The sequence below is a fragment of the Micromonospora sp. NBC_00821 genome (genome assembly GCF_036347035.1).
GTDB classification, from domain to species: Bacteria; Actinomycetota; Actinomycetes; order Mycobacteriales; family Micromonosporaceae; genus Micromonospora; species Micromonospora hortensis.
Genome location: NZ_CP108880.1, coordinates 6,279,257 through 6,301,934, shown reverse-complemented (window position 1 = coordinate 6,301,934; position 22,678 = coordinate 6,279,257). Strand labels below are relative to the sequence as shown.

General features: G+C 71.6%; 15 protein-coding genes and 1 tRNA gene. 10 read left to right on the top strand and 6 right to left on the bottom strand.

Annotated features, from left to right (window positions below; translation table 11 throughout):
• Position 1: 1 nt before the first annotated feature.
• From OHB44_RS28875 to OHB44_RS28855, 5 genes are all read right to left on the bottom strand, one after another.
• Positions 2 to 460 (bottom strand): hypothetical protein, encoded by a 459-nt coding sequence (locus OHB44_RS28875; protein WP_330438882.1) that lies wholly within the window; start codon positions 458 to 460, stop codon positions 2 to 4.
• Positions 461 to 546: 86 nt separating this feature from the next.
• Positions 547 to 621 (bottom strand) — tRNA-Arg (locus OHB44_RS28870).
• A gap of 90 nt (positions 622 to 711) precedes the next feature.
• A complete protein-coding gene (locus OHB44_RS28865; protein ID WP_266304539.1) occupies positions 712 to 1,404 on the bottom strand; it encodes a winged helix-turn-helix domain-containing protein in 693 nt (230 codons plus the stop codon).
• 266 nt (positions 1,405 to 1,670) lie between these two features.
• The gene (locus tag OHB44_RS28860) at positions 1,671 to 2,339 is read right to left on the bottom strand and encodes a DUF305 domain-containing protein (protein ID WP_266304540.1); all 669 of its coding nucleotides are present in this window, start codon (positions 2,337 to 2,339) and stop codon (positions 1,671 to 1,673) included.
• A gap of 8 nt (positions 2,340 to 2,347) precedes the next feature.
• Positions 2,348 to 3,151 carry a DUF3105 domain-containing protein gene (locus OHB44_RS28855; protein ID WP_238687370.1) on the bottom strand — a complete coding sequence of 268 codons (804 nt, stop codon included), beginning with the start codon at positions 3,149 to 3,151 and terminating at the stop codon, positions 2,348 to 2,350.
• 97 nt (positions 3,152 to 3,248) lie between these two features.
• On the opposite strand from OHB44_RS28855, the gene argS reads away from it, so the two are divergent.
• From argS to OHB44_RS28805, 10 genes are all read left to right on the top strand, one after another.
• Positions 3,249 to 4,916 carry an arginine--tRNA ligase gene (gene argS, locus OHB44_RS28850; protein WP_238687369.1) on the top strand — a complete coding sequence of 556 codons (1,668 nt, stop codon included), beginning with the start codon at positions 3,249 to 3,251 and terminating at the stop codon, positions 4,914 to 4,916.
• Position 4,917: 1 nt separating this feature from the next.
• Positions 4,918 to 6,303, top strand: coding sequence for a diaminopimelate decarboxylase (lysA, locus tag OHB44_RS28845; RefSeq protein WP_238687368.1), 1,386 nt, complete (start codon positions 4,918 to 4,920; stop codon positions 6,301 to 6,303).
• Between the two features lie 8 nt (positions 6,304 to 6,311).
• Positions 6,312 to 7,622, top strand: a complete 1,311-nt coding sequence (locus OHB44_RS28840) for a homoserine dehydrogenase (RefSeq protein WP_330441292.1) — start codon at positions 6,312 to 6,314, stop codon at positions 7,620 to 7,622.
• Positions 7,623 to 7,761: 139 nt separating this feature from the next.
• Positions 7,762 to 8,811, top strand: a complete 1,050-nt coding sequence (thrC, locus tag OHB44_RS28835; protein WP_238687367.1) for a threonine synthase — start codon at positions 7,762 to 7,764, stop codon at positions 8,809 to 8,811.
• A 141-nt stretch (positions 8,812 to 8,952) separates the two neighbouring features.
• The gene (locus OHB44_RS28830) at positions 8,953 to 12,231 is read left to right on the top strand and encodes an efflux RND transporter permease subunit (protein WP_330438881.1); all 3,279 of its coding nucleotides are present in this window, start codon (positions 8,953 to 8,955) and stop codon (positions 12,229 to 12,231) included.
• 134 nt (positions 12,232 to 12,365) lie between these two features.
• Positions 12,366 to 13,208: a polysaccharide deacetylase family protein gene (locus tag OHB44_RS28825; protein WP_330438880.1), complete on the top strand. Its 843-nt coding sequence runs from the start codon at positions 12,366 to 12,368 to the stop codon at positions 13,206 to 13,208.
• Between the two features lie 11 nt (positions 13,209 to 13,219).
• A complete protein-coding gene (locus OHB44_RS28820; RefSeq protein WP_238687364.1) occupies positions 13,220 to 14,464 on the top strand; it encodes an MFS transporter in 1,245 nt (414 codons plus the stop codon).
• A 64-nt stretch (positions 14,465 to 14,528) separates the two neighbouring features.
• The gene (gene thrB, locus OHB44_RS28815) at positions 14,529 to 15,473 is read left to right on the top strand and encodes a homoserine kinase (RefSeq protein WP_330438879.1); all 945 of its coding nucleotides are present in this window, start codon (positions 14,529 to 14,531) and stop codon (positions 15,471 to 15,473) included.
• A gap of 296 nt (positions 15,474 to 15,769) precedes the next feature.
• Complete coding sequence (gene rho / locus OHB44_RS28810) at positions 15,770 to 17,974, top strand: transcription termination factor Rho (RefSeq protein WP_330438878.1); 2,205 nt, start codon at positions 15,770 to 15,772, stop codon at positions 17,972 to 17,974.
• A gap of 197 nt (positions 17,975 to 18,171) precedes the next feature.
• The gene (locus tag OHB44_RS28805) at positions 18,172 to 21,666 is read left to right on the top strand and encodes a phosphodiester glycosidase family protein (RefSeq protein WP_330438877.1); all 3,495 of its coding nucleotides are present in this window, start codon (positions 18,172 to 18,174) and stop codon (positions 21,664 to 21,666) included.
• Between the two features lie 44 nt (positions 21,667 to 21,710).
• Here the strand turns inward: OHB44_RS28805 and OHB44_RS28800 are convergent, their stop codons facing one another.
• Positions 21,711 to 22,607 (bottom strand): phosphatase domain-containing protein, encoded by an 897-nt coding sequence (locus OHB44_RS28800; protein WP_238687360.1) that lies wholly within the window; start codon positions 22,605 to 22,607, stop codon positions 21,711 to 21,713.
• Between the last annotated feature and the right edge of the window lie 71 nt (positions 22,608 to 22,678).

The following is a 22,678-nucleotide window of genomic DNA, read 5'->3' as shown; positions in this document are numbered from 1 at the left end:
TTCACGTCACCGCTTGTCGGGTGCGCCGAGCCGTCGTGCTGGCGAGGACTCCGCAGGCGGCGGCGACCAGACCGAGACCGGCCGTGCCCTGGTTGACGTACCCGGGCACGGACGAGGTGACGTAGGAGCCGCCACCGCTGAGGCGGCACTCGAAGTGGATCGGCAGGAAGCTGACGTCGTAACCGACGACCAGGCTCGCCACCTGTGGTCCGGCCTCGCGACAGGGGCCGACCGGGGCGGATCCGGCACCGCCGTCCTCGGCCTGCATCACCGCGTAGCCGAGGTGGAGCAGACCCCAGGCGTACAGGGCGACGGCACCCGCGCCGACGAGCAGCGCCGCAGCGCGGAGGCGACCCGACCGTTCGTTCTTCCTGACCATCGCGCGGAATCCACTGACGGTGAGGGCGGTCGCGATGACGGCCCCACCCAGCGCGGAGAGGAGCAGACCGAAAAACAGCATGATCGACATTCTGGTGGGTGTTCCGCCAAAACAATGAAGGCCCCTGACCGAATTTCTGGTCAGGAGCCTCTCGTGCTGGTCAATCTTGGTGCCCCCGGCAGGATTCGAACCTGCGCCCCCGCCTCCGGAGGGCGGTGCTCTATCCCCTGAGCTACGGGGGCTCAGCGACTGGAGAAGACTAGCAAACCTCCCCTGCGTACGCCGAATCGGTATCGGGTGAGCCGATCGTGTCGGACCGGCCCACCCGGTGCTCAGGCGGCTACCGCCCGCCCGCAGCTGGGCAGCGGGTGCAGGACGATTCGTCGAGGGAGCCGGCGCGGCCACTCGTTGCGCGGCCAGGAGCCGTCCACTATCAGGTGGACGGTGCGCTGCTCCTCGCCACTGAGCCGCAGCACGAAGTCGCGGGGGAGCGGCGGGTCCACCGTCGGCGTAGTGATCATGAAGCGCACCCGACCGCGGGACGAGACGGCGGAGATCACGTCGGCGGCCGGCATCGTGCCGCGCAGCCGGACCCGGCCGATCCAGTAGACCTCAGCGAGGTGCTCCTGGGCGGCCCGGGTGATCCCCGGGTACTCGCTGCGGACCCAACGCTCGACAGCGCTGACGCAGAGCCCGCAGGCCCGCTCACGCGGTTCCCGCGGACCCAACCCCCAGGCCCGCAGGTACGCCCCGACCGCGCCAGTGTCCAGCGGCAGCTCGAAGCGCCGCTGGATGAGCGTGGTGAGGCTCTGCCGCGTCCACAGCTCCTCGTCCAGGCCGAACTCGTCGGGATGGACGCCCCGCAGCGTGTCGATCAACTCGAGTTCCTGTTCGCGGCTGAGCAATCCCGGCTCGCCCTGCCGCTGTCCGCGACGGACGGCTGCCACCGCCCCGTCACCACCGATGGTGTGGCGTCGGCACCAACTGGTTACCGAACGCCGTGCGTCTCTGAGTGCAACCCCCACGTCTTGGGCAACGAGCCCGAATCGCAACTGGTCACGATATGTGGGGAGAAAACTCTCTAAGCAACGTAATCGCCTGTGTCACGCAAAACGCCCACAAGGTGCGAGAGGGGTTTTCAGGTCATACACGACGGCTTCGGCATGGGGCCGGGGCTGCGCCAGCGGTTGGCAGGGGCCGAGCCGGCGGGCGCTCTGGAGTCGACATGGAGCGGCCCGCGTCACCGCCTCTGATCGGCGGGGACGCGGGCCGGGTGCGCCAGTCCGCTCGGTCAGCCCTTGGCCTGCGCCTGGAGCTGCCGGAGGTTGTTCAGCTCGGTCTGCTGGGTGTTCTTCATGGTGTTGGCCACCCGCACCACCTCGGCGTTGTCGGTCGCGCCGAGTGCCGCGTCGATCATGTGGATGCCGCCCAGGTGGTGGTTGTACATCAGGGTGAGGAACTGCCTGTCGACCTCGATGCCCTGGGCCTCGCGCAGGGCGGTCATCTGTTGCGGCGTGGCCATGCCCGGCATCAGACCGTCCTTGACGGCGGCCCCGTCGGACATCCAGGACATCGGCGGGTTCGACCCGGTCGGGCTGAGGCCCCACTCGCGCAGCCAGGTCTGCATCGCGCCGATCTCGCCCTGCTGCCCGGTGGCGATGTCGACGGCGATCTGGCGCACCTCGGGGAGGGTCGCCGACCGGTACGCGATCAGGCTCATCTCCACCGCCTGCGCGTGGTGGGTCGTCATGTCCCGGGCGAAGCCCGCCTCGACCGAGGCGTCACCGGGTCGGGTGATCCGTGGCGTGAGCAGACCGCCCGCGTACCCGAGGAGGAGCCCCACCACCAGCATGATGGCGAGCGCCAGCACGCCGTAGCGCGACGCCGGGGCCCGGCCGCCCTCGTCCAGGGCGGCCGGGATCTCGTCGTGCTCGCTGTCGGTGGTTGCCGGAGCGGTCATTGCCGTCCTTACTGGGTGGGCTGCTGCTGTTGCTGGAGTTCACGCGGCGTGGTGCCGGTGGCGGTGATGCCGGTGTTGCAGAGCGCCGTCGGGCCCTCCACGGAGGCGTTCACCCGCAGGTCCTTGATGAACTCGTCGATCCGCGAGTCGTCGGCGTTGTCGAGCTTGAGCTGGTAGCCCCAGGCCTGCAGCGAGATGGGCTTGTCCAGGCCCTCGTACGGGCTCATCAGCATCTTCTCGACGCCGCGCACCTTGCCGGCGAGCTTGTCGACCTGGTCCTTGGGCAGGTCCGGGCGGTAGGTGACCCACACCGCGCCGTGCTCCAGGCTGTGCACCGCGTGCTCGCTGGCGATCGGGGCGTCGTAGACGTCGCCCATGCAGTTCTGCCAGGCGGCGTTGTGCACCCCACCCACCGGCGGCGAGTACTTGTAGGTCAGCGGGCCCGACTTGTGCGACTCGTAGTCGAGGCTCGTCTTGTCGGTCTTGCGGATGTTGACGATGCCCTCGATGGCGTTGGCCCGCTTGTCCCAGGGCTTGGAGCCCTGGAACGACGCCCAGGCGCCGTAACCGATGATGCCGGCCGCGAGCACGCCGACCGCGACGAAGAGCGCGATCGGCCCCCACGCGCGGCCCTGGCTCACCTTGACCGGGGTGACCGGCTTGCGCGGGCCCTTGCCCCCGGACCGGGGAGTGCCCGTCGGCTTGCCGGAACCGGCCTTGGCGCCGGACGCCGGCCGGCCCGCGGCCGGCTTCTTGCCGGTGCTGACCACGGTCGGGCGGCGCTCAGGGCCACCCGGGGTGCTGATGCTCATCGTGCCTCGTCAAGTCGGTCGGTCAGGGGAGTGGCGGGCCGGATGACGCGCAGGGGAGCCGCCGAGTGCCCGAGTCTACCCCCGATAACATGGTTGGGTGACTCCTGCAGAACTAGCCTCGGTCGTCCTTGCCGCCGCCCACGCCGTCTTCGAGCAGCGTGGGCTGGACCGCGCCGCGTTGCCGGCGAGCACCGTGGTGGAACGACCGCGCAACCCCGAGCACGGCGACTACGCCTCGACGCTCGCACTGCAGTTGAGCAAGAAGGTCGGCGTCCCGCCCCGGGAGCTGGCGACGGCCCTGGCCGACGAGTTGGGCCGGGCACCAGGGGTCAAGTCGGTGGAAATCGCCGGGCCGGGCTTCCTGAACATCCGGCTCGACGCCGCAGCGGCCGGTCAGCTCGCGCGGGTGATCGTCGAGACCGGCGCCGAGTACGGCCGCAGCGACCGGCTCGCCGGCGAGAAGATCAACCTGGAGTTCGTCTCGGCCAACCCGACCGGGCCGGTGCACATCGGTGGGGTCCGCTGGGCGGCCGTCGGTGACGCGCTGAGCCGGCTGCTGCGGGCCACCGGCGCCGACGTCGGCACGGAGTACTACTTCAACGACGCCGGTTCGCAGATCGACCGGTTCGCCCGGTCGCTGCTCGCCGCCGCCAAGGGTGAGTCGGCGCCGGAGGACGGCTACGGCGGGGCGTACATCGCCGAGATCGCCGCCGAGGTGCAGGCCCGCCGGCCGGAAGTGCGCTCGCTCGACGACGACGCCGCCCAGGAGGTCTTCCGGGTCGAGGGCGTCGCGCTGATGTTCGACGAGATCCGCTCCTCGCTGCGCGACTTCGGGGTGGAGTTCGACACCTACTTCAACGAGAAGGACCTGCACGACCGGGGTGAGCTCGACCTGGCGTTGAACCGGCTGCGCGAGCAGGGCCACCTCTACGAGTCCGAGGGCGCCACCTGGCTGCGCACCACCGACTTCGGCGACGACAAGGACCGGGTGCTGCGCAAGTCCAACGGCGAGTGGACGTACTTCGCCGCGGACTGCGCCTACTACCTGGACAAGCGCGAGCGCGGCTTCGAGCGGGTCGTGATCATGCTGGGCGCCGACCACCACGGCTACATCGGCCGGATGAAGGCGATGTCCGCCTGCTTCGGCGACGACCCGGAGCGCAACCTGGAGATCCTCATCGGGCAGCTGGTCAACCTGCTGCGCGACGGCGCGCCGATGCGGATGAGCAAGCGGGCCGGCACGGTGATCACGCTGGAGGACCTGGTCGAGGCGATCGGCGTGGACGCCTCCCGGTACGCGTTGGCCCGCTATTCCAGCGACTCCCCGATCGACATCGACATCGAGCTGTGGACCCGGGCGACCCGCGACAACCCGGTCTACTACGTGCAGTACGTGGCAGCCCGGACGGCGGGCGTGGCCCGCAACGCCGCCGAGGTGGGGCTGGTTCCGGGCGACGCCGACGGGTTCCGCCCCGAACTGCTCGACCACGAGAAGGAGAACGAGCTGCTCAAGGCGCTCGCGCAGTTCCCCGCTGTGGTGGCGACGGCCGCCGAGCTGCGGGAGCCGCACCGGGTGGCCCGCTACCTGGAGGAGAGCGTGGCCGCCTCCTACCACCGGTTCTACGACAACTGCCGGGTGCTGCCGCTGGGCGACGAGGAGATCACCGACCTGCACCGCGCTCGGCTCTGGCTCAACAACGCCACCCGCACGGTGATCGCCAACGGCCTCTACCTGCTCGGCGTCTCCGCACCCGAGAGGATGTGACATGAGGGCTCATGAGGCTGGTGCGCTGCACGCGGACATCAGCAACCAGGGGCCGGCCTGGCTGCGTACCCCGGCCGACGTCAACGACCTCGTGCCGGCGCTGTGGCCGCGGTCGGTGACGCGCGGCGCCGACGGCGCTGTCGCCGTCGCGGGCCTGAGCGTCCGCGACATCGCGGCCGAGTTCGGCACCCCGGTGTACGTCCTCGACGAGGCCGACCTGCGCTCGCGCTGCCGCGACTTCCGGGCGGCCTTCCCGACCGAGGACGTGTTCTACGCGGGCAAGGCGTTCCTCTGCCGGGCTGTGGTCCGGATGATCGCCGAGGAGGGGCTACACCTGGACGTCTGCACCGGTGGTGAGCTGGCCACCGCACTGTCGGCCGGGATGCCGCCGGAGCGGATCGGCTTCCACGGCAACAACAAGTCGGTCGCCGAGCTGGGCCGGGCGCTGGACGCCGGCGTGGGCCGCATCATCGTCGACTCGTTCACCGAGATCGACCGGCTCACCGCGCTGGCCCGTGAGCGCGGGGTCCGGCCCCGGGTGCTGGTCCGGGTCACTGTGGGGGTCGAGGCGCACACCCACGAGTTCATCGCCACCGCCCACGAGGACCAGAAGTTCGGCTTCTCGCTGGCCGGCGGTGCCGCCGCCAACGCCGCGTTCAAGATCCTCGACGAGGGCGTGCTGGAGCTGCGTGGTCTGCACTCGCACATCGGTTCGCAGATCTTCGACGCCAGCGGCTTCGAGGTCTCGGCCCGGCGGGTGCTCGCCCTTCAGGCGCAGATCCGCGACGCGCGCGGAGTGGAGCTGCCCGAGCTGGACCTGGGCGGTGGCTTCGGCATCGCGTACACCACCCAGGACGACCCGGCGACCCCGCAGGATCTCGCCAAGCGGCTTCGCAAGATCGTCGATTCGGAGTGCGCGGCGGAGAACCTGGCCGTGCCGCACCTGTCGATCGAGCCGGGCCGGGCCATCGTCGGGCCGGCCGTGTTCACCCTCTACGAGGTCGGCACTGTCAAGGACCTCGACGGCCTCCGGACGTACGTCAGTGTCGACGGCGGGATGAGCGACAACATCCGCACCGCCCTCTACGACGCGTCCTACTCGGCGACGCTGGCCTCGCGGGCCTCGACCGCGCAGCCGTTGCTCGCCCGCGTGGTGGGAAAGCACTGTGAGTCGGGGGACATCGTGGTGAAGGATGAATTCCTGCCCGCCGACGTGCAGCCCGGAGATCTTGTCGCAGTGCCCGGCACCGGTGCGTACTGCCGAAGCATGGCCAGCAACTACAACCATGTGCCCCGGCCACCGGTGGTCGCGGTGCGCGACGGCCAGGCGCGCCTGATCGTCCGGCGGGAAACCGAAGACGACCTGCTGGCTTTGGATGTGGGATGACGTCACCTGTGCGCTTGGCGCTGCTCGGCTGTGGCACTGTCGGCCAGGAGGTGGTCCGGCTGCTGCACGAGCAGTCCGCCGACCTCACCGCGCGGATCGGCGCTCCGCTGGAGATCGCCGGCATCGCCGTCCGTCGGCTCGGCCGCGACCGGGGTGACCTGCCGGTCGACGAGGACCTCTTCACCACCGACGCGCTTGGCCTGATCAAGCGCGACGACGTGGACGTGGTGATCGAGGTGATCGGCGGCATCGAACCGGCCCGGAGCTGGCTGGTCGAGGCGCTGCGCGCCGGCAAGAGCGTGGTCACCGCCAACAAGGCGCTGCTCGCCGAGGACGGCGTGGCCCTGCACGAGGCGGCGGCCGAGGGCGGCGGCGACCTCTACTACGAGGCGTCCGTCGCGGGGGCAATCCCGCTGCTGCGTCCGCTACGGGAGTCGCTGCACGGCGACCGGATCAACCGGGTCACCGGCATCGTCAACGGCACCACCAACTTCATCCTCTCCGCGATGGACGCGACCGGCGCCGGCTTCGCCGAGGCCCTCGAAGAGGCCACCGCCCTGGGGTACGCGGAGGCCGATCCGACCGCCGACGTGGAGGGCTTCGACGCGGCGGCGAAGGCGGCGATCCTCGCCTCGCTGGCGTTCCACACCCGGGTCGGCGCCGCCGACGTGCACCGCGAGGGCATCACCGAGGTGACCGCCGCGGACATGGCCAGCGCCCAGGCGATGGGCTGCACGATCAAACTGCTCTGCATCGCGGCCCGGGGTGTCGACTCCACCGGCCGGGAGACGGTCAGCGTCCGGGTACACCCGGCGATGATCCCGCGCAGCCACCCGCTGGCCAGCGTCGGCGACGCGTTCAACGCGGTCTTCGTGGAGGCGGACGCGGCAGGCCAGTTGATGTTCTACGGTCGCGGCGCCGGTGGCGCGCCCACCGCCAGCGCGGTCCTCGGTGACGTGGTCGCGGTGTCCCGCAACCGGCTCGCCGGGGTGCGCGCGGCCAGCGAGAGCGCGTACGCGGACCTCGCGGTCCGGCCGATGGGTGAGGCGTTGACCCGTTACCACGTGAGCCTCGACGTGGCCGACCGCCCGGGTGTGCTGGCCTCGGTGGCGAGCGTGTTCGCCCGGCACGACGTGTCGATCGCGACGGTGCGGCAGGGTTCGGCGGGCGGGCCGGCGGGCCGCGACGGCGACGCCGAGCTGGTCATCGTCACGCATGTGGCACCGGACGCCGCGCTCGCCGCGACCGTCGGTGAGCTGCGCGGTCTGGACATCGTCCGGTCGGTGACCAGTGTGTTGCGGGTCGAGGGCGACGCCTGAGTCGTTGCATCATCGACGGGACGGCTCGTGCGTCCCGCCAGGTGGGTAAGCCAGGGTGTGCCGTTGACCACTCCAGCAGGCTGGTCCAAGGTGGCCCTGACAATCGGGTGGGCGCGGCGGTAGAGGCGAGGAGAACGACATGTGGCGGGGTCTGATCGAGGCGTACCGGGATCGGCTGCCGGTCACCGCGGCCACGCCGGTCGTCACGCTGCACGAGGGCAACACCCCGCTGTTGCCGGCGCCGGTGCTGTCCGCCCGGCTCGGTTGCGACGTGCACCTCAAGGTGGAGGGCGCCAACCCGACCGGCTCCTTCAAGGACCGGGGGATGACCCTCGCGGTGTCCAAGGCGGTCGAGGCCGGCAACAAGGCCATCATCTGCGCCTCCACCGGCAACACCAGCGCCTCCGCCGCGGCGTACGCGGCCCGGGCCGGGTTGACCTGCGCCGTGCTGGTGCCGCAGGGCAAGATCGCGCTGGGCAAGCTGGCCCAGGCGCTGGTGCACGGCGCGAAGCTGCTCCAGGTGAACGGCAACTTCGACGACTGCCTCGCGACGGCCGCCAAGCTCGCCCAGGACTACCCGGTCGCGTTGGTCAACTCGGTGAACATCGACCGGCTGCACGGCCAGAAGACCGCAGCCTTCGAGATCGTCGAGGCGCTCGGTGACGCGCCCGACATCCACTGCCTGCCGGTCGGCAACGCCGGCAACATCTCCGCGTACTGGATGGGATACGGGGAGGAGTTGGCCGCCGGCGCCACCACCCGCACCCCGAAGATGTACGGCTTCCAGGCCGCCGGGGCGGCCCCGATCGTGACCGGTCAGGTGGTGCCGGAGCCGTCCACCATCGCCACGGCGATCCGGATCGGCAACCCGGCGAGCTGGACCAAGGCACTGGACGCCCGGGACGCCTCCGGTGGCCTGATCGCGTCGGTGACCGACCGGGAGATCCTGTCCGCGTACCGTCTGCTCGCCCGTGAGGTGGGGGTCTTCGTCGAGCTGGGGAGCGCGGCCAGCGTGGCCGGCCTGCTGCAGCAGGCGGCGGCGGGCGCGGTGCCGCCCGGTTCGACAGTGGTCTGCACGGTGACCGGCCACGGGCTGAAGGACCCGGAATGGGCGATCTCCACAGCGCCGGCGCCGGTGACCATCGCGAACGACCCGCTGGCCGCGGCGCGCGCCCTCGACCTGGCCTGAGCGCGCCACCGTCCGGGTGGTGATCGACGGCGGGTAGCTGGGCGGCGCGACGGCCCGGGGGCGGCGGGGGCCGAGGTATGCGAGTCCGGCACACTTTCGGGTATCCCCGCCCGCATTCTCGTTCAGGAGTGAGCCAGGCCGATGTCGCTGCTCGCCAGATTCAGCCTCGCCAACCGAGGGCTGATTGCCCTCATCGCGGTGGTGACCACGGTGTTCGGAGTGTTCGCCGTGCCGTCGCTGAAGCAGCAACTGCTGCCGTCGCTCGAGTTCCCGGCCGCGTTCATCGTGGCTCCCTACCCCGGCGCCGGCCCCGAGATCGTCGAGTCGCAGGTGACCGAGCCGATCGAGAACGCCCTCCAGGGCATCCCGGGGCTGGACCAGGTCACCTCCACCTCCCGCGAGGGGGCGGCCACCGTCCAGGTGACGTACGAGTTCGGCACCGACCTCGACGACGTGGTCAACAAGATGCAGACCGCGTTGAGCCGGATCGACGCCCAGCTGCCGGAGGGCGTCGACCCGCAGGTCATCGCGGGTAGCACCGACGACCTGCCGGCCGTGGTGCTGGCCGCGGCCGGCGCTGCGGACGAGCGGGCGCTCGCCGAGAAGCTGCGCGAGACCGTGGTGCCGGAGCTGGAGGGCATCGAGGGGGTACGCACCGTCGAGGTGACCGGCACCCGCGACGACGTCGTGGTGGTCACCCCGGACCCGGCCAAGTTGGCCGCCGCGAAGATCCAGCCGACGGCGATCGGCGCGGCGCTGAAGACAAACGGCGTGGCGGTTCCGGCCGGCGCGGTGACCGACGGCGCGTTGGCCCTCCCGGTGCAGGTCGGCACGCCGATCTCCACCCTGGAGGAGCTGCGCGGCATCGTGGTCGCCCCGGCCGCGGCGCCGGTTCGCCTCGGTGACGTGGCGACTGTCGAGCAGCAGCTCGCCCCGGCCACGGCGATCACCCGGACCAACGGCAAGGACAGCCTCGGTATCGCTGTCACCGCGGCGCCGGACGGCAACGCCGTGGAGATCTCGCACGAGATCCGGGACCGGCTCGACGACCTGAAGGACGCCTCCGGCGCGGAGCTGACCGTGGTCTTCGACCAGGCGCCGTTCGTCGAGAAGTCGATCGAGTCGCTGACCACGGAGGGCCTGCTGGGCCTGGTGATGGCTGTCATCGTCATCCTGGTCTTCCTGCTGTCGGTGCGCTCGACGGTGGTCACCGCGGTCTCCATCCCGCTCTCCGTGCTGGTGGCGCTGATCGCCCTGTGGATCGGCGACTACTCGCTCAACCTGCTCACCCTCGGCGCGTTGACCATCGCGGTCGGTCGGGTGGTCGACGACTCGATCGTGGTCTTGGAGAACATCAAACGACATCTGGAGTACGGCGAGGAGAAGCGGCACGCCATCATCACCGGTGTCCGGGAGGTCGCCGGTGCGGTGACCGCGTCCACCCTCACCACGGTGGCGGTGTTCGCGCCGATCGCGCTGGTCGGCGGGTTCGTGGGGCAGCTCTTCGCGCCGTTCGCGATCACCGTGACGGTGGCTCTGCTCGCCTCGCTGCTGGTGTCGCTGACAGTGATCCCGGTCCTCGCGTACTGGTTCCTCAAGCCGCGCGGCGGCACCGCGGACGACGAGGCGGTACGGCACGCCGCGGAGGAGAAGGAGCTGCGCAGCCCGTTGCAGCGGGCGTACCTGCCCGTCATCGGGTTCGCCACCCGCAAGCGGTCGACCCGTTGGATCACCGTCGGGCTGGGCCTGCTGGTGCTCTTCGGCACCTTCGGTCTGGCGCAGAAGTTGGAGACCAACTTCCTGGACGACTCCGGCCAGGACACCCTCAACATGAGCCAGGAGCTGCCGGCCGGCAGTGGCCTGGCGGCCACCGACGCGGCGGCCAAGCAGGTCGAGTCGGTGCTGTCCCGCACCGACGGCGTCGAGACGTACCAGGTGACAGCGGGCGGTGGCGACAACCCGTGGGCGGGCGGCGGCGGCAACAACGTCGCCAGCTGGTCGCTGGCGCTCGACGGTGACACCGACGCGAAGCAGATGCGTGAGGTGCTGCGCAAGGAGTTCGACAAGCTCGGCGCCGGTGTGGGCGAGATCAGCTTCGGTGGCGGGCAGGAGGCGTCGACCAGCCAGCTTGAGGTGATCGTCCAGGCGAGCGACCCGGAGGCGCTGACCCGGGCCGCCGAGGAGGCGCGGGCGGCGATGGCCGGCGTCCCGGACGTCGAGGACGTCTCCACCAGCCTGGCCGCGCGGGTGCCGCGGGTCGACGTGGTGGTCGACAGGGTCGCCGCGGGTCGGGTCGGGCTCACCGAGGCCGCCGTGGGGCAGTTCGTGTCGCAGGCGTTCCGGGGAGCGCCGCTGGGTCAGGTAGCGCTCGACGGCCAGCAGCAGAACGTGGTGCTGCGGTCGGGCACGCAACCGCCGACGACAGTGGAGCAGCTGCGGGCACTGCCGGTTGGTCCGGTGAAGCTGGGCGACATCGCGCAGGTCACCCAGGGCGAGGGGCCGCAGCAGGTCACCCGCATCGACGGTGAGCGCAGCGTGTCGGTGACCGGCGCGGCGACCGGCTCGAACCTGGGCGCGACAAGCACGGAGTTGCAGAAGCGGCTGGACGGCATCAACGTGCCGGGTGCGAGCTTCACCATCGGTGGTGTCAGCGCGGATCAGGCGGATGCCTTCGCGGACCTGGGCCTGGCGGTGCTGGCCGCGATCGCCATCGTCTTCCTGATCATGGTGGCCACGTTCCGTAGCCTCACGCAGGCGCTGATCCTGCTGATCTCCATCCCGTTCGCGGCGACCGGCGCCATCGGTCTGCTGTTGGTCACCGGGACGCCGCTCGGTGTGCCGGCGCTGATCGGTGTGCTGATGCTGGTCGGCATCGTGGTGACCAACGCGATCGTGTTGCTCGACCTGATCAACCAGTACCGGGCGCAGGGCATGGGGGTCCGGGAGGCGGTGGTCGAAGGTGGCCGTCGCCGGCTGCGCCCGATCCTGATGACGGCGGTGGCGACCATCTTCGCGCTGCTGCCGATGGCGTTCGGGTTGACCGGTGAGGGCGGCTTCATCTCTCAGCCGCTGGCGGTCGTGGTGATCGGTGGTCTGCTCAGCTCGACGCTGCTCACGCTGATCCTGGTGCCGACGTTGTACACGATGGTGGAGCACACCAAGGAGTCGCTGCGGGGTCGGCGCGCACGGCGGCGCTCCGGAGGGTCGACGGTGACCACGACGGAGACCGACGAGGTGCCAGCGCCGAACCAGGTAGCGGTGCCGAGCGGCGCGCCCGCCCCGGTCGCGGCCGAGGATGTGCGACCGGCCGGGCGACCCGCGCCGTCGGCCGCGTTGGTGGAGGGCACGGACCAGTTCGAGGTGCTGCGGCTACCGCGTAGCCGTACCTCGCCGTTGCCTCCGGCGGAGCCGACCGAGTAGGTCGCAGCGCGTTTCGGAACGCCCCCGGCGGATTTTCGCCGGGGGCGTTTCAGGTTCGTTCGACCGAAAACACTCCGACTCGCCCACCCCATACTTTGTGTAACTTCTTGCATACTCCTTGTGGGTGAGTGGGGGTGTGGGTGAAGTGGGGCGGGCGGATGGCCGAGGGCGCGAGCGGATGGGGGCGGCGCGATCTGCTGCGCCGTGGCCTGCTGGTGGCGGGCGGTATGGCCATCGGCGCGGGGACGTCCGAGGCGTGGCGGATCACGCATCGCCGGATGCCGATCGCCGGCGGCCCCGCCAGCGCCACCCTCGGTAACGGCCAGCAGAAGGTCAGCTCCGGCGCGCTGGAGGTCGTCTGGTCCGGGCGGACCAACCAGCGCCTGGTGGCCCTCACCTTCGACGACGGCCCCGCGCCACAGTGGACCCCCATGGTGCTCGACACCCTGGCCCAGCACCGGGTCCCGGCTACCTTCTTCATGGTCGGGACGCAGGTCCGCCGGCACGCCGACGTCGTCCGCGACCGGCTCGACGGGCACGAGGTGGGAAACCACAGCTGGGCGCACCGGGACCTGGCCGACCTGGACGCCGCCGAGGCGTACGACGACCTGCGCCGCAGCCACGACGCGATCGCCGACCTGACCGGGGTGCCGCCGGCGCTTCTCCGCCCGCCGTACGGCCACCTGGGCGGGGCGGTGCTGCACGCGGCGGCTCGGCTGGACTATCGGCTGGTGCTCTGGTCGTTGCAGATGGTGGAGCGTGAGTTCCCTCACGATCCGGCCGGTCACGCCCGACGGATCATGGCCGAGGTTCGACCGGGAACGATAGTGCTCGGTCACGATGTGGGGGCGCGCCGGCGGCTGGTCGCACTGCGGGGCCTGCCCGACATGATCAACGGGCTACGGTCGCGTGGCTACACATTCGTCACGGTCTCGGCGCTGCTGGGAGCGGATATGGCTTCGACGACGACCGGGTAGGGTCGCGCTCCGTGGCGTCCACCCTCTCGGTTCTGACCGGCAATCGGAGCTTCCGCAACCTGTTCCTCGCCGAGCTGGTGGTCTTCGGCGCCGACTGGTTCGTCATGGTGCCGCTGCTGGTGCTGCTACCGCACCTGACCGGCAGTGGCGTCTGGGGCGCGCTGGTGTTGGCGGTGGACACCGGCATTGTGGCGTTGCTGCTGCCGTACACCGGCACGATCGCCGACCGCTTCGACCGCCGGAAGGTCATGATCGCCGCGAACGTGGCCGCGCTGGTGGGCGTGCTGCTGCTGCTCGGCGTGCGGAACGCCGCAACCGCGTGGCTGGCACTGGTAGCGATCGGCGTGGTGGCGGTCGCCAAGGCGTTCTACTCGCCGGCCGCCCAGGCCGCGCTGCCCAACGTGCTGGAGCCGCACGAACTCGCCGCGGGCAACGCCATCGCTGGCTCGGCCTGGGGCACCATGACGGTGGTCGGCGCCTCGCTCGGCGGTGTGCTCAGCACCGCTGCCGGCCCGTACGTCTGCTTCTGGGTGGCGGCGGCGGGCCTCGCGGCGGCCGCGACCCTCGCCACCCGGATCCGCCGGCCGTTGCAGGCGCCCCGGGACGCCGACCAACCGGCCCAGCGGACCTGGTCGGCGGTCCGCGAGGCGCTCGGCTACATCGGTCACCGCCCCCGGGTGCTCGCGCTGGTCACCGTCAAGTCGGCGGTGGGCCTGGGCAACGGCGTGCTGACGGTGTTTCCGCTGCTGGCCGGCGTGTACGGCGTCGGTCCGCTCGGCGCCGGCCTGCTCTTCGCGGTACGCGGCGCGGGAGCGTTGGTGGGGCCGATCCTGATGCGCCGGGTGTTGACCAACCGAGCGTGGCTGCTTCCCGGGCTCGCGCTGTCCATGTCGCTCTACGGCCTGGCCTACCTGGGCACCTCGGTGGTGCGATGGTTTCCGCTGGTGCTGCTGCTGGTCTTCGTGGCCCACTTCGCGGGCGGCAGCAACTGGGTGATGTCGAACTTCGCCCTTCAGGGTGAAGTTCCGGACCGGTTGCGGGGCCGCGTCTTCGCCACCGACATGATGCTGGCGACGCTGGCGATCTCGGTGAGCCAACTGGCGGTGGCCCTGGTGGTGGACTCCGTCGACGAACGGGTGGTGCTCGCCGGCTGCGGTCTGATCACCCTCGTGTACGCGGTCGGCTGGCGGATCGCCACCCGCCGGCTGTCGCTCACCGATCCGGCCGTCGAGCCGGTCCCGGACCCGGCCGGCTGAACTCGGCGATCCCAGGCAGCGGGCGCGGGACCGGTTCGTCGGTCCCGGGCCCTAGCATGAGCGCGTGCCGACGAACTTCACCGCCGAGCCGGTCCGGGTCCGCGTCCCGGCGACCAGCGCCAACCTGGGCCCGGGCTTCGACGCGCTGGGTCTCGCCCTCGGGCTCTACGACGACGTGGCCGCCGAGGTCGCCTCGGGTGGTGTTCGGGTGACGGTGACCGGGCAGGGCGCCGGTGAACTGCCCGACGACGACCGGCATTTGGTGGTGCGGGCCATGCGTGCCGCGTTCGACGTGCTCGGGGCCTACCCCGCGGGGCTGAGCGTGGAGTGCGTCAACCGGATCCCCCAGGCACGTGGGCTGGGCTCCTCGTCCGCCGCGATCGTCGCCGGGGTGCTGCTGGCCCGCGCCCTGGTCGTCGATGGGGAGCACCACCTCGACGACGCCGGCGCGCTGCGGCTGGCCGCCGAGATCGAGGGCCACCCCGACAACGTGGCGCCGTGCCTGCTCGGCGGTTTCACGGTGGCCTGGTCCGAGTCGGGCGGCGCCCGGGCGGTCTCCCTGCCGGTCGCCGCAGCGGTGCGGCCCACTGTTTTCGTCCCGGCGGAACGCGGTTTGACAGCGACCGCGCGGGCGGCTCTGCCGGCAACAGTGCCGCACGGTGACGCCGCGTTGACCGCCGGGCGGGCAGCGCTGCTGGTGCACGCGCTCACCACGGACCCGACCCTGCTGCTGCCGGCCACGGTCGACAGACTCCATCAGGATTACCGCGCAGCCGGGATGCCAGGCACATCTGCCCTGGTCAGCGCGTTGCGAGCGGCCGGTGTGGCAGCTGTGGTCAGTGGGGCGGGGCCGACTGTGCTGGCGCTCAGCCAGCCTCCAGCGGGCTTCCCGGTGGGAACAGACTGGGAGATCTGGCAGTTACCGATAGACGTCAGCGGCGCGCGGGTCGCACGGGGTAGACTTGGACACGCCGAGCGGGACCCTGTTGCCGCAGGTCGGAAGAGTTGATTACGCTCTAGACCTAGCACAGCCGCGAAGCACGCGATCTCCTGCGGGGCGGCGCACCCCCGAAGCTCTCGGCGGTCAGCCCGTCTACCCCTGCCAAAGGCCCACGCCGCACCGCAGTTTCCACAGGTCGCCGCAGACGGCGAGACCTGCTCACCGACGTTGGTGAGTCGGGATACCGACCGGCTGCTGTGTCACAGACTCCCGCGACGCGTCCTTGCGAGGCGGGTGCACCGAGGCCGCCCGGCCACCTGAGCTCCGACTCCGGGCAGTCCCGGCCTATCGAGGGAAGGAATCCATTGAGCGACACCACCGACGTGACGTCGGATGTTTCCAACGTCGCTGGCGATGCCACCGCAGCCGCTCCCGCCCGTCGTCGGCGTAGCGGCACCGGTCTGTCGGCGATGCTGCTGCCAGAGCTGCAGAGCCTGGCTGCGTCGCTCGGCATCTCCGGCACGGCTCGCATGCGCAAGGGCGAGCTGATCGCCGCGATTTCCGAGCGGCAGGGCGGCAACGCCGCCGGGACCCCTCGACCACGGGCCGAGGTCGCGGCCGCGGCCGCCCCGACCCGTGAGGGAGTGCGCGCCGAGGTGCGGGAGACCGCCGACCGGCCGGCAGCCGAAGGACGCGGTGCCGAGCAGGCGCCGGCCGAGCCGGCCGCCGAGACCGAGGGCCGTAGCCGTACCCGGCGGAGCCGGACCGCAACGGCAGAGGCCCGTGCCACCGAGGCTCGCCCCGCTGAGGCGCGGGCGACTGAGGCGCGGGCGACTGAGGCGCGGGCGACTGAGGCTCGGGCGACCGAGACGCGTACCGACGAGGCGGAAGCCGGCGAGCGGGCCGACCGTGGCGAGAACCGCCGCGAGCGGGCCGAGCGTCCGGAGCGTGCCGACCGGACCGAGCGTGCCGACCGTGGCGAGCGGGCCGAGCGTGGCGAGCGGACCGAGCGTGGCGAGCGGACCGAGCGTGGCGAGCGGACCGAGCGTGGCGAGCGGACCGAGCGTGGCGAGCGGACCGAGCGTGCCGACCGTGGCGAGCGGACCGAGCGTGGCGAGCGGACCGAGCGTGGCGAGCGGACCGAGCGCAACGACCGGGGCGAGCGTGCCGATCGTGGCGAGCGCAACGACCGGACCGAGCGTTCCGACCGGGGTGAGCGGGCCGAGCGCAACGACCGACCCGACCGCGGTGACCGCAACGACCGCAACGACCGTGGTCAGCGTGCCGAGCGGGACAGCGACGACGACGACGAGGGTGGCGGCCGGCGCGGCCGGCGCAGCCGTTTCCGGGACCGTCGCCGCGGGCGCGGCGAGCGCACCGAGACCGGTGCCGACACCGGCGGGCGTGAGCCGCAGGTCAACGAGGACGACGTGCTCGTCCCGGTGGCCGGCATCATCGACGTGCTCGACAACTACGCCTTCGTGCGGACGACCGGTTACCTGGCCGGCCCGAACGACGTGTACGTCTCGATGTCCCAGATCAAGAAGTACGGCCTGCGCCGCGGTGACGCGATCACCGGTGCGGTGCGGGCGGCCCGCGAGGGCGGCAACACCGGCGACCAGCGGCGCGACAAGTACAACCCGCTGATGCGGCTGGACACGATCAACGGGATGGAGCCCGAGGAGGCCCGGCGTCGTCCGGAGTTCTACAAGCTCACCCCGCTCTACCCGCAGGAGCGCCTGCGGCTGGAGACCGAGCCGCACATCCTGACCACCCGGGTCATCGACCTGGTCATGCCGATCGGCAAGGGCCAGCGGGCACTCATCCAGTCTCCGCCCAAGGCGGGTAAGACGATGGTGCTGCAGGCGATCGCGAACGCGATCACCCGCAACAACCCGGAGTGCCACCTGATGGTGGTGCTGGTGGACGAGCGGCCTGAAGAGGTCACCGACATGCAGCGGTCGATCAAGGGCGAGGTCATCGCGGCCACGTTCGACCGTCCGCCGCAGGACCACACCACGGTGGCGGAGCTGGCCATCGAGCGGGCCAAGCGCCTCGTCGAGCTTGGACACGACGTCGTCGTGCTGCTCGACTCGGTGACCCGGCTCGGTCGGTCGTACAACCTGGCGGCGCCGGCCAGCGGTCGGATCATGTCGGGTGGTATCGACTCCACCGCGCTGTACCCGCCGAAGCGCTTCCTCGGCGCGGCCCGCAACATCGAGAACGGCGGGTCGCTGACCATCATCGCCACGGCGTTGGTGGAGACCGGGTCCATGGCGGACACGGTCATCTTCGAGGAGTTCAAGGGCACCGGCAACGCCGAGTTGAAGCTGGACCGGAAGATCGCCGACAAGCGGACCTTCCCGGCCATCGACATCAACCCGTCCGGTACGCGTAAGGAAGAGGTCCTGCTCGCACCGGAAGAGCTGGCCATCATCCACAAGCTCCGGAAGGTGCTGCACTCGCTGGACTCGCAGGCCGCGATGGATCTCCTGCTGGACCGGCTCAAGCAGTCCCGCACGAACATCGAGTTCCTGATGCAGATCGCGAAGTCGACGCCGGGGGAGTAACCATCCCCGGGTGACGATCGAAGGGGCACGGCCATCGCGGCCGTGCCCCTTCGTCATGTTCCCGGGCCCGACACCGGCAGTCGGCGGGAGCCGCAGCGGGCGGGAGATGACGCCCGCGCCGCGCGGTGATGGAATTTTCCTTCGGTTCAGTCGACAGGTATTGAAACTTCTATTCATCGCCGGGTTGACTGTCGTCCATGCGTACCCGCAGACGATCCGCCCGCCGCACCGGCGTCCTGCTGCTGACGCCGGTGCTCGCCCTGGCCCTGTCGCCGCCGGCCACCGCCGCACCCACCATCGACCCGCCCACAGTGGCCCCACCGTCGGTGGCCTCACCCACCATCGCCGAGGACGCGCCGCCCGCGTCCTCCCGCCCGGCCGGCTCGGTCAGCCTGGCCGCCGCCCCGACAGTCGCGACCGCCCCGACCGCCGGCGCTGGTGGTCTGGAGCCGGCCGGCGGGCTGGAGACCACTACTGCCACCCGGCCGGTCGCGCCGGGCGTGCAGCTGACGTCCTTCGACAGGTACGACGCCGAGGGTTGGCTGCGCGCCGACGCGCTCACCACCGACCTGGCCGGCGGCTCCACCGTCGACTACGTCAACTCCGGCGCGGTCAGCCGGGCCGAGCCGCTGCGAAAGGCTGTGGACCAGTCGCACGCGGTCGCCGCCGTCAACGGCGACTTCTTCGACATCAACAACTCCGGTGCCGCCCAGGGCGTCGGCGTCCGCGACGGCGAGCTGATCCAGTCGGGGGTCAGCGGTCACCGCAACGCGGTGGCGGTCACCACGAACGGCCTCGGGCGAGTGATCGAGGTGAACTTCGACGGCAGCGCCACACTGCCCACCGGGCCGGTCCCGCTGACCCAGTTCAACAACATGGTGCAGGCCGACGGCATCGGCGCCTTCACCGAGCTGTGGGGGACGTACTCCCGACAGCGTGCCGTGGAGGGCGCGGCGCGGGTGATCGAGGTCACAGTGACCAACGGTCGGGTGGCCGCGGTGGGAAGCGTGGCCGGTAGCGGCCCGATCGTCGCGGGCAGCACCGTGCTGCTCGGGCGCGATCTCGGCGCGGACGCGCTGGCCGGCCTGCGCCCCGGTGACCCGGTGACGGTGGCCTGGCGGCCGAAGCCCTCCGACGGCAGCACCCTGCACGCGGCGGTCGGTGGCGGCAACGTCCTGGTCCGCGACGGCGTCGTGCAGACCATCGCCGACCCGACCCTCGCCCCCCGCACCGCCGTCGGGTTCAGCGCCGACGGTCGAAAAATGATCATGCTGACGGTGGACGGCCGTCAGGTCGACAGCCGTGGGGTGACGCAGACCGAGATGGGCCGGATGATGGCCGAGCTGGGCGCCCATCACGCGCTCAACCTGGATGGTGGCGGATCGTCCACGCTGTTGGCCCGGGAGCCGGGCGCGCCCGCCGTGCAGCTGGAGAACGGCCCCTCCGACGGCAGCGAGCGGGCCGTGCCCAACGGCCTGGCCATCTACGCGCCGAAGGGCAGTGGGCGACTCACCGGTTACTGGGTCGAGACGGCCAGCGACCCCACCGCCGCCCCGGGCGTCTCACCTGTGCGAGGTGGGCGGCCCGACCGGGTCTTCCCAGGGCTGACCCGCACCCTCACCGCATCCGGCTACGACGAGACGTACGGCCCGGCGGCGGGCGCCCCCACCTGGCGGGTGACCCCGGCGGCACGCGGCCGGGTCGACAGTGACGGCGTCTTCCGCGCCGGCGCACCGGGGGCCAGCACGGTCACCGCCGCACGCGGGCGGGTCACCGGCTCGCTGAACCTCACAGTGCTCGGCCCGCTGGCCCGGATCGGCACCACCGAGCCGCGGGTCGGGTTGACCGGCCGGGACGGTAACGCCACGATCGGCGTGGTCGGGTACGACGCCGAGGGCAACACCGCGCCGATCGAGCCGGCCGACCTCACAGTCGACTACGACCGGGACCTGCTGCGGATCACTCCGACCGGGGACGGCAACCTGTCCATCGCCGCGTTGCGGGACACCGGCTCGGGCCTGGTGACCGTTCACGTCGGACGCACGAGCGCTGTCCTGCCGGTCACCGTCGGGCTGACCGACGTGCCGGTCGCCGGTTTCGACGACGCGACGTCCTGGCGGTTCAGCCAGGCCCGCGCCAGCGGTTCGGTCACGTCGGCGCCCGGACACACCGGCACCGGTCTGCGCATGTCGTACGACTTCAGCCAGTCCACCGGCACGCGGGCCGCGTACGCCGACCCACCCGCCTGGATCGAGGTGCCCGGTCAGCCGCAGGCCTTCGGGATGTGGATCCACGGCAACGGCACCGGGGAGTGGCCCAGTCTGCACCTGCACGACGCCCAGGACACCCAACACGTGCTGCGCGGCCCACTGATCACCTGGACCGGCTGGCGGTACGTGGAGTTCGCGGTGCCGGCCGGGGTGCAGTACCCGGTGCGGGTACGCCGCTTCTACGTGGCCGAGACGAACGCCGCGGCGCAGTACACCAGCGAGGTGATCATCGACGACCTGGTAGCGAAGGTGCCCCCGACTGTCGACGTGCCGCACGTGGCCCCGCGTACCGATCGGGTGGTGGTCCGCGACGGCACCGTGGACGGCGCGCCGTGGCGGTTCGCGGTGCTCTCCGACGCCCAGTTCGTCGCCGCCGACCCGGACAGCGACCTGGTCGCCCAGGCCCGGCGGACGTTGCGCGAGGTGCGGGCGGCCCGGCCGGACTTCCTCCTGATCAACGGCGACTTCGTGGACACCGCCTACCCGGCCGACTTCGCGCTGGCCCGGCGGATCCTCGACGAGGAGTTGGGCGACGCGCTGCCCTGGTACTACGTGCCCGGCAACCACGAGATCATGGGGGCCCCGATCAGCAACTTCGCTGCCGCGTTCGGCGCCACCTCCCGGGTGTTCGACCACAACGGCACCCGGTTCGTCACGCTGAACTCGTCCACCGGGACGCTGCGCGGCGGCGGCTTCGACCAGGTACGGATGCTTCGGGAGACGCTGGACGCGGCGGCCACCGACCGGCGCGTGGGTTCGGTGGTCGTCCTGCACCACCATCCGCCGCGCGACCCCAGCCCGGCGCAGGCCAGCCAGCTTGGCGACCGCAAGGAGGCAGCGCTGCTGGAGCAGTGGCTGGCCGACTTCCAGCACCGCACCGGCAAGGGCGCGCTGTTCGTGGGCGGGCACGTCGGCACCTTCCACGCCGACCGGGTGGACGGTGTGCCGTACGTGATCAACGGCAACGCGGGCAAGACACCGTCCACCCCCGCCGACCAGGGCGGCTTCACCGGGTGGACGGAGTTCGGCGTGGATCCGGTGACCCCGGCCGAGGCCGACCGGGCCCGTCGTAACCCGCTCGCCGAGGGCCCGCGCTGGGTGGACGCGGAGTTCCACGCGCACGCCGACCGCCTCACGGTGACCGCCCCGGCCGGCGTCGCGGTCGGCACCCCCGCCGCGGTCACCGCCACGCTGACCCAGCCCGGCGGGCGTACGGTCCCGGTGGTCGCACCGGTCAGCGCCGACTGGTCGGCCTCGCCGGGAGTGCACGTCGGCTCGGCGGCCGGGGTGCGCCAGTGGCACACCGCCCGATTCGACCCGGCCACCGGCACCCTGACCGCACTGCGGCCCGGCGCGCCGATACGCCTGGCGGTCGAGGTCAACGGCGTCCGTGCCGAGGCCACCATCACCGTCACCGGGTGAACTGTCCGGACGGGCCCCCACGCGTGGGGGCCCGTCCGGACACCTCAGAAGTCGCCGTCGGCCACCTGGAAGACGGTGAGGCCGAGGGATCGCCACATCTGGACCACCTGGACGCGGTCGTCGAAGACGCCGGCCACCCGGTAACGGTCTCGGATCTCCCGGTCGTAGATCTCCCGCTTGACGATCGAGTCCTTCCGGGAGTCACCGATGGCCCGCAGGTGCAGGCCCAGGTAGGGCACTCGTACGTGCCGGGCCAGCCACGCCTCGGTGGCCGCGCGGGCGGAGGCGTCCCTCCCGGAGCAGAAGACCACCCCGTAGCCGGCGGCGTGCATCGCCCGGACCGCCGCGATCACCGCCGTGTTCGGCTGGTCCTGGCCCACCCGGGTCATGTCGTACGGGCTGCGGGAGACGGCCAGCGCGACGGTGCCGTCGATGTCCACCAGGACGATCTCCGGTGGCTCGGTCGACGGCGGATGCACCACGGCGGGGCTGCCGGTGCGGGCCTGCGGCACCGGCAACGGCAGCTCCCGCCCCTGCAGGTACCGCTCGTGCAGCCGGCGGATCGCGTCCGCGCCGACCTGGTCGGCGGGCGGCCGGGCGGCGTCGCGGCGCAGGCACTCGTCAAGCGGCACGTCGGTGAAGTCGTGCACCTCGAAGTCCGCGCCGTGGCGGGCGGCCAGCTCGGCCCAGCCCCGCAGGGTCCGCGCGCGCAGATTGGTGTCGTCCACGCAGACGTCCGCTCTGGCCCGCAGCAGCGCCTCGACCTGAGCCTGCTGTACGGCGGTCACCTGCGCCTCGGCCCACTGGGTGAACAACCGCTCGCCGTGCAACATCCGGCGCAGATCGTCCCGGTTGACCCGCGATACGGACGGCTGGAGCGTGCGGGCGAACGTCGTCTTGCCCGAGGCGGGCAGTCCCCGGGTGGCGATCAGGCGGGTCATGGACGCACCTCCGGCTCGACGGGCGTACCCCGGCCGGGGTACCTGGCGGCGATCCGCCGGGTGCGCGAATG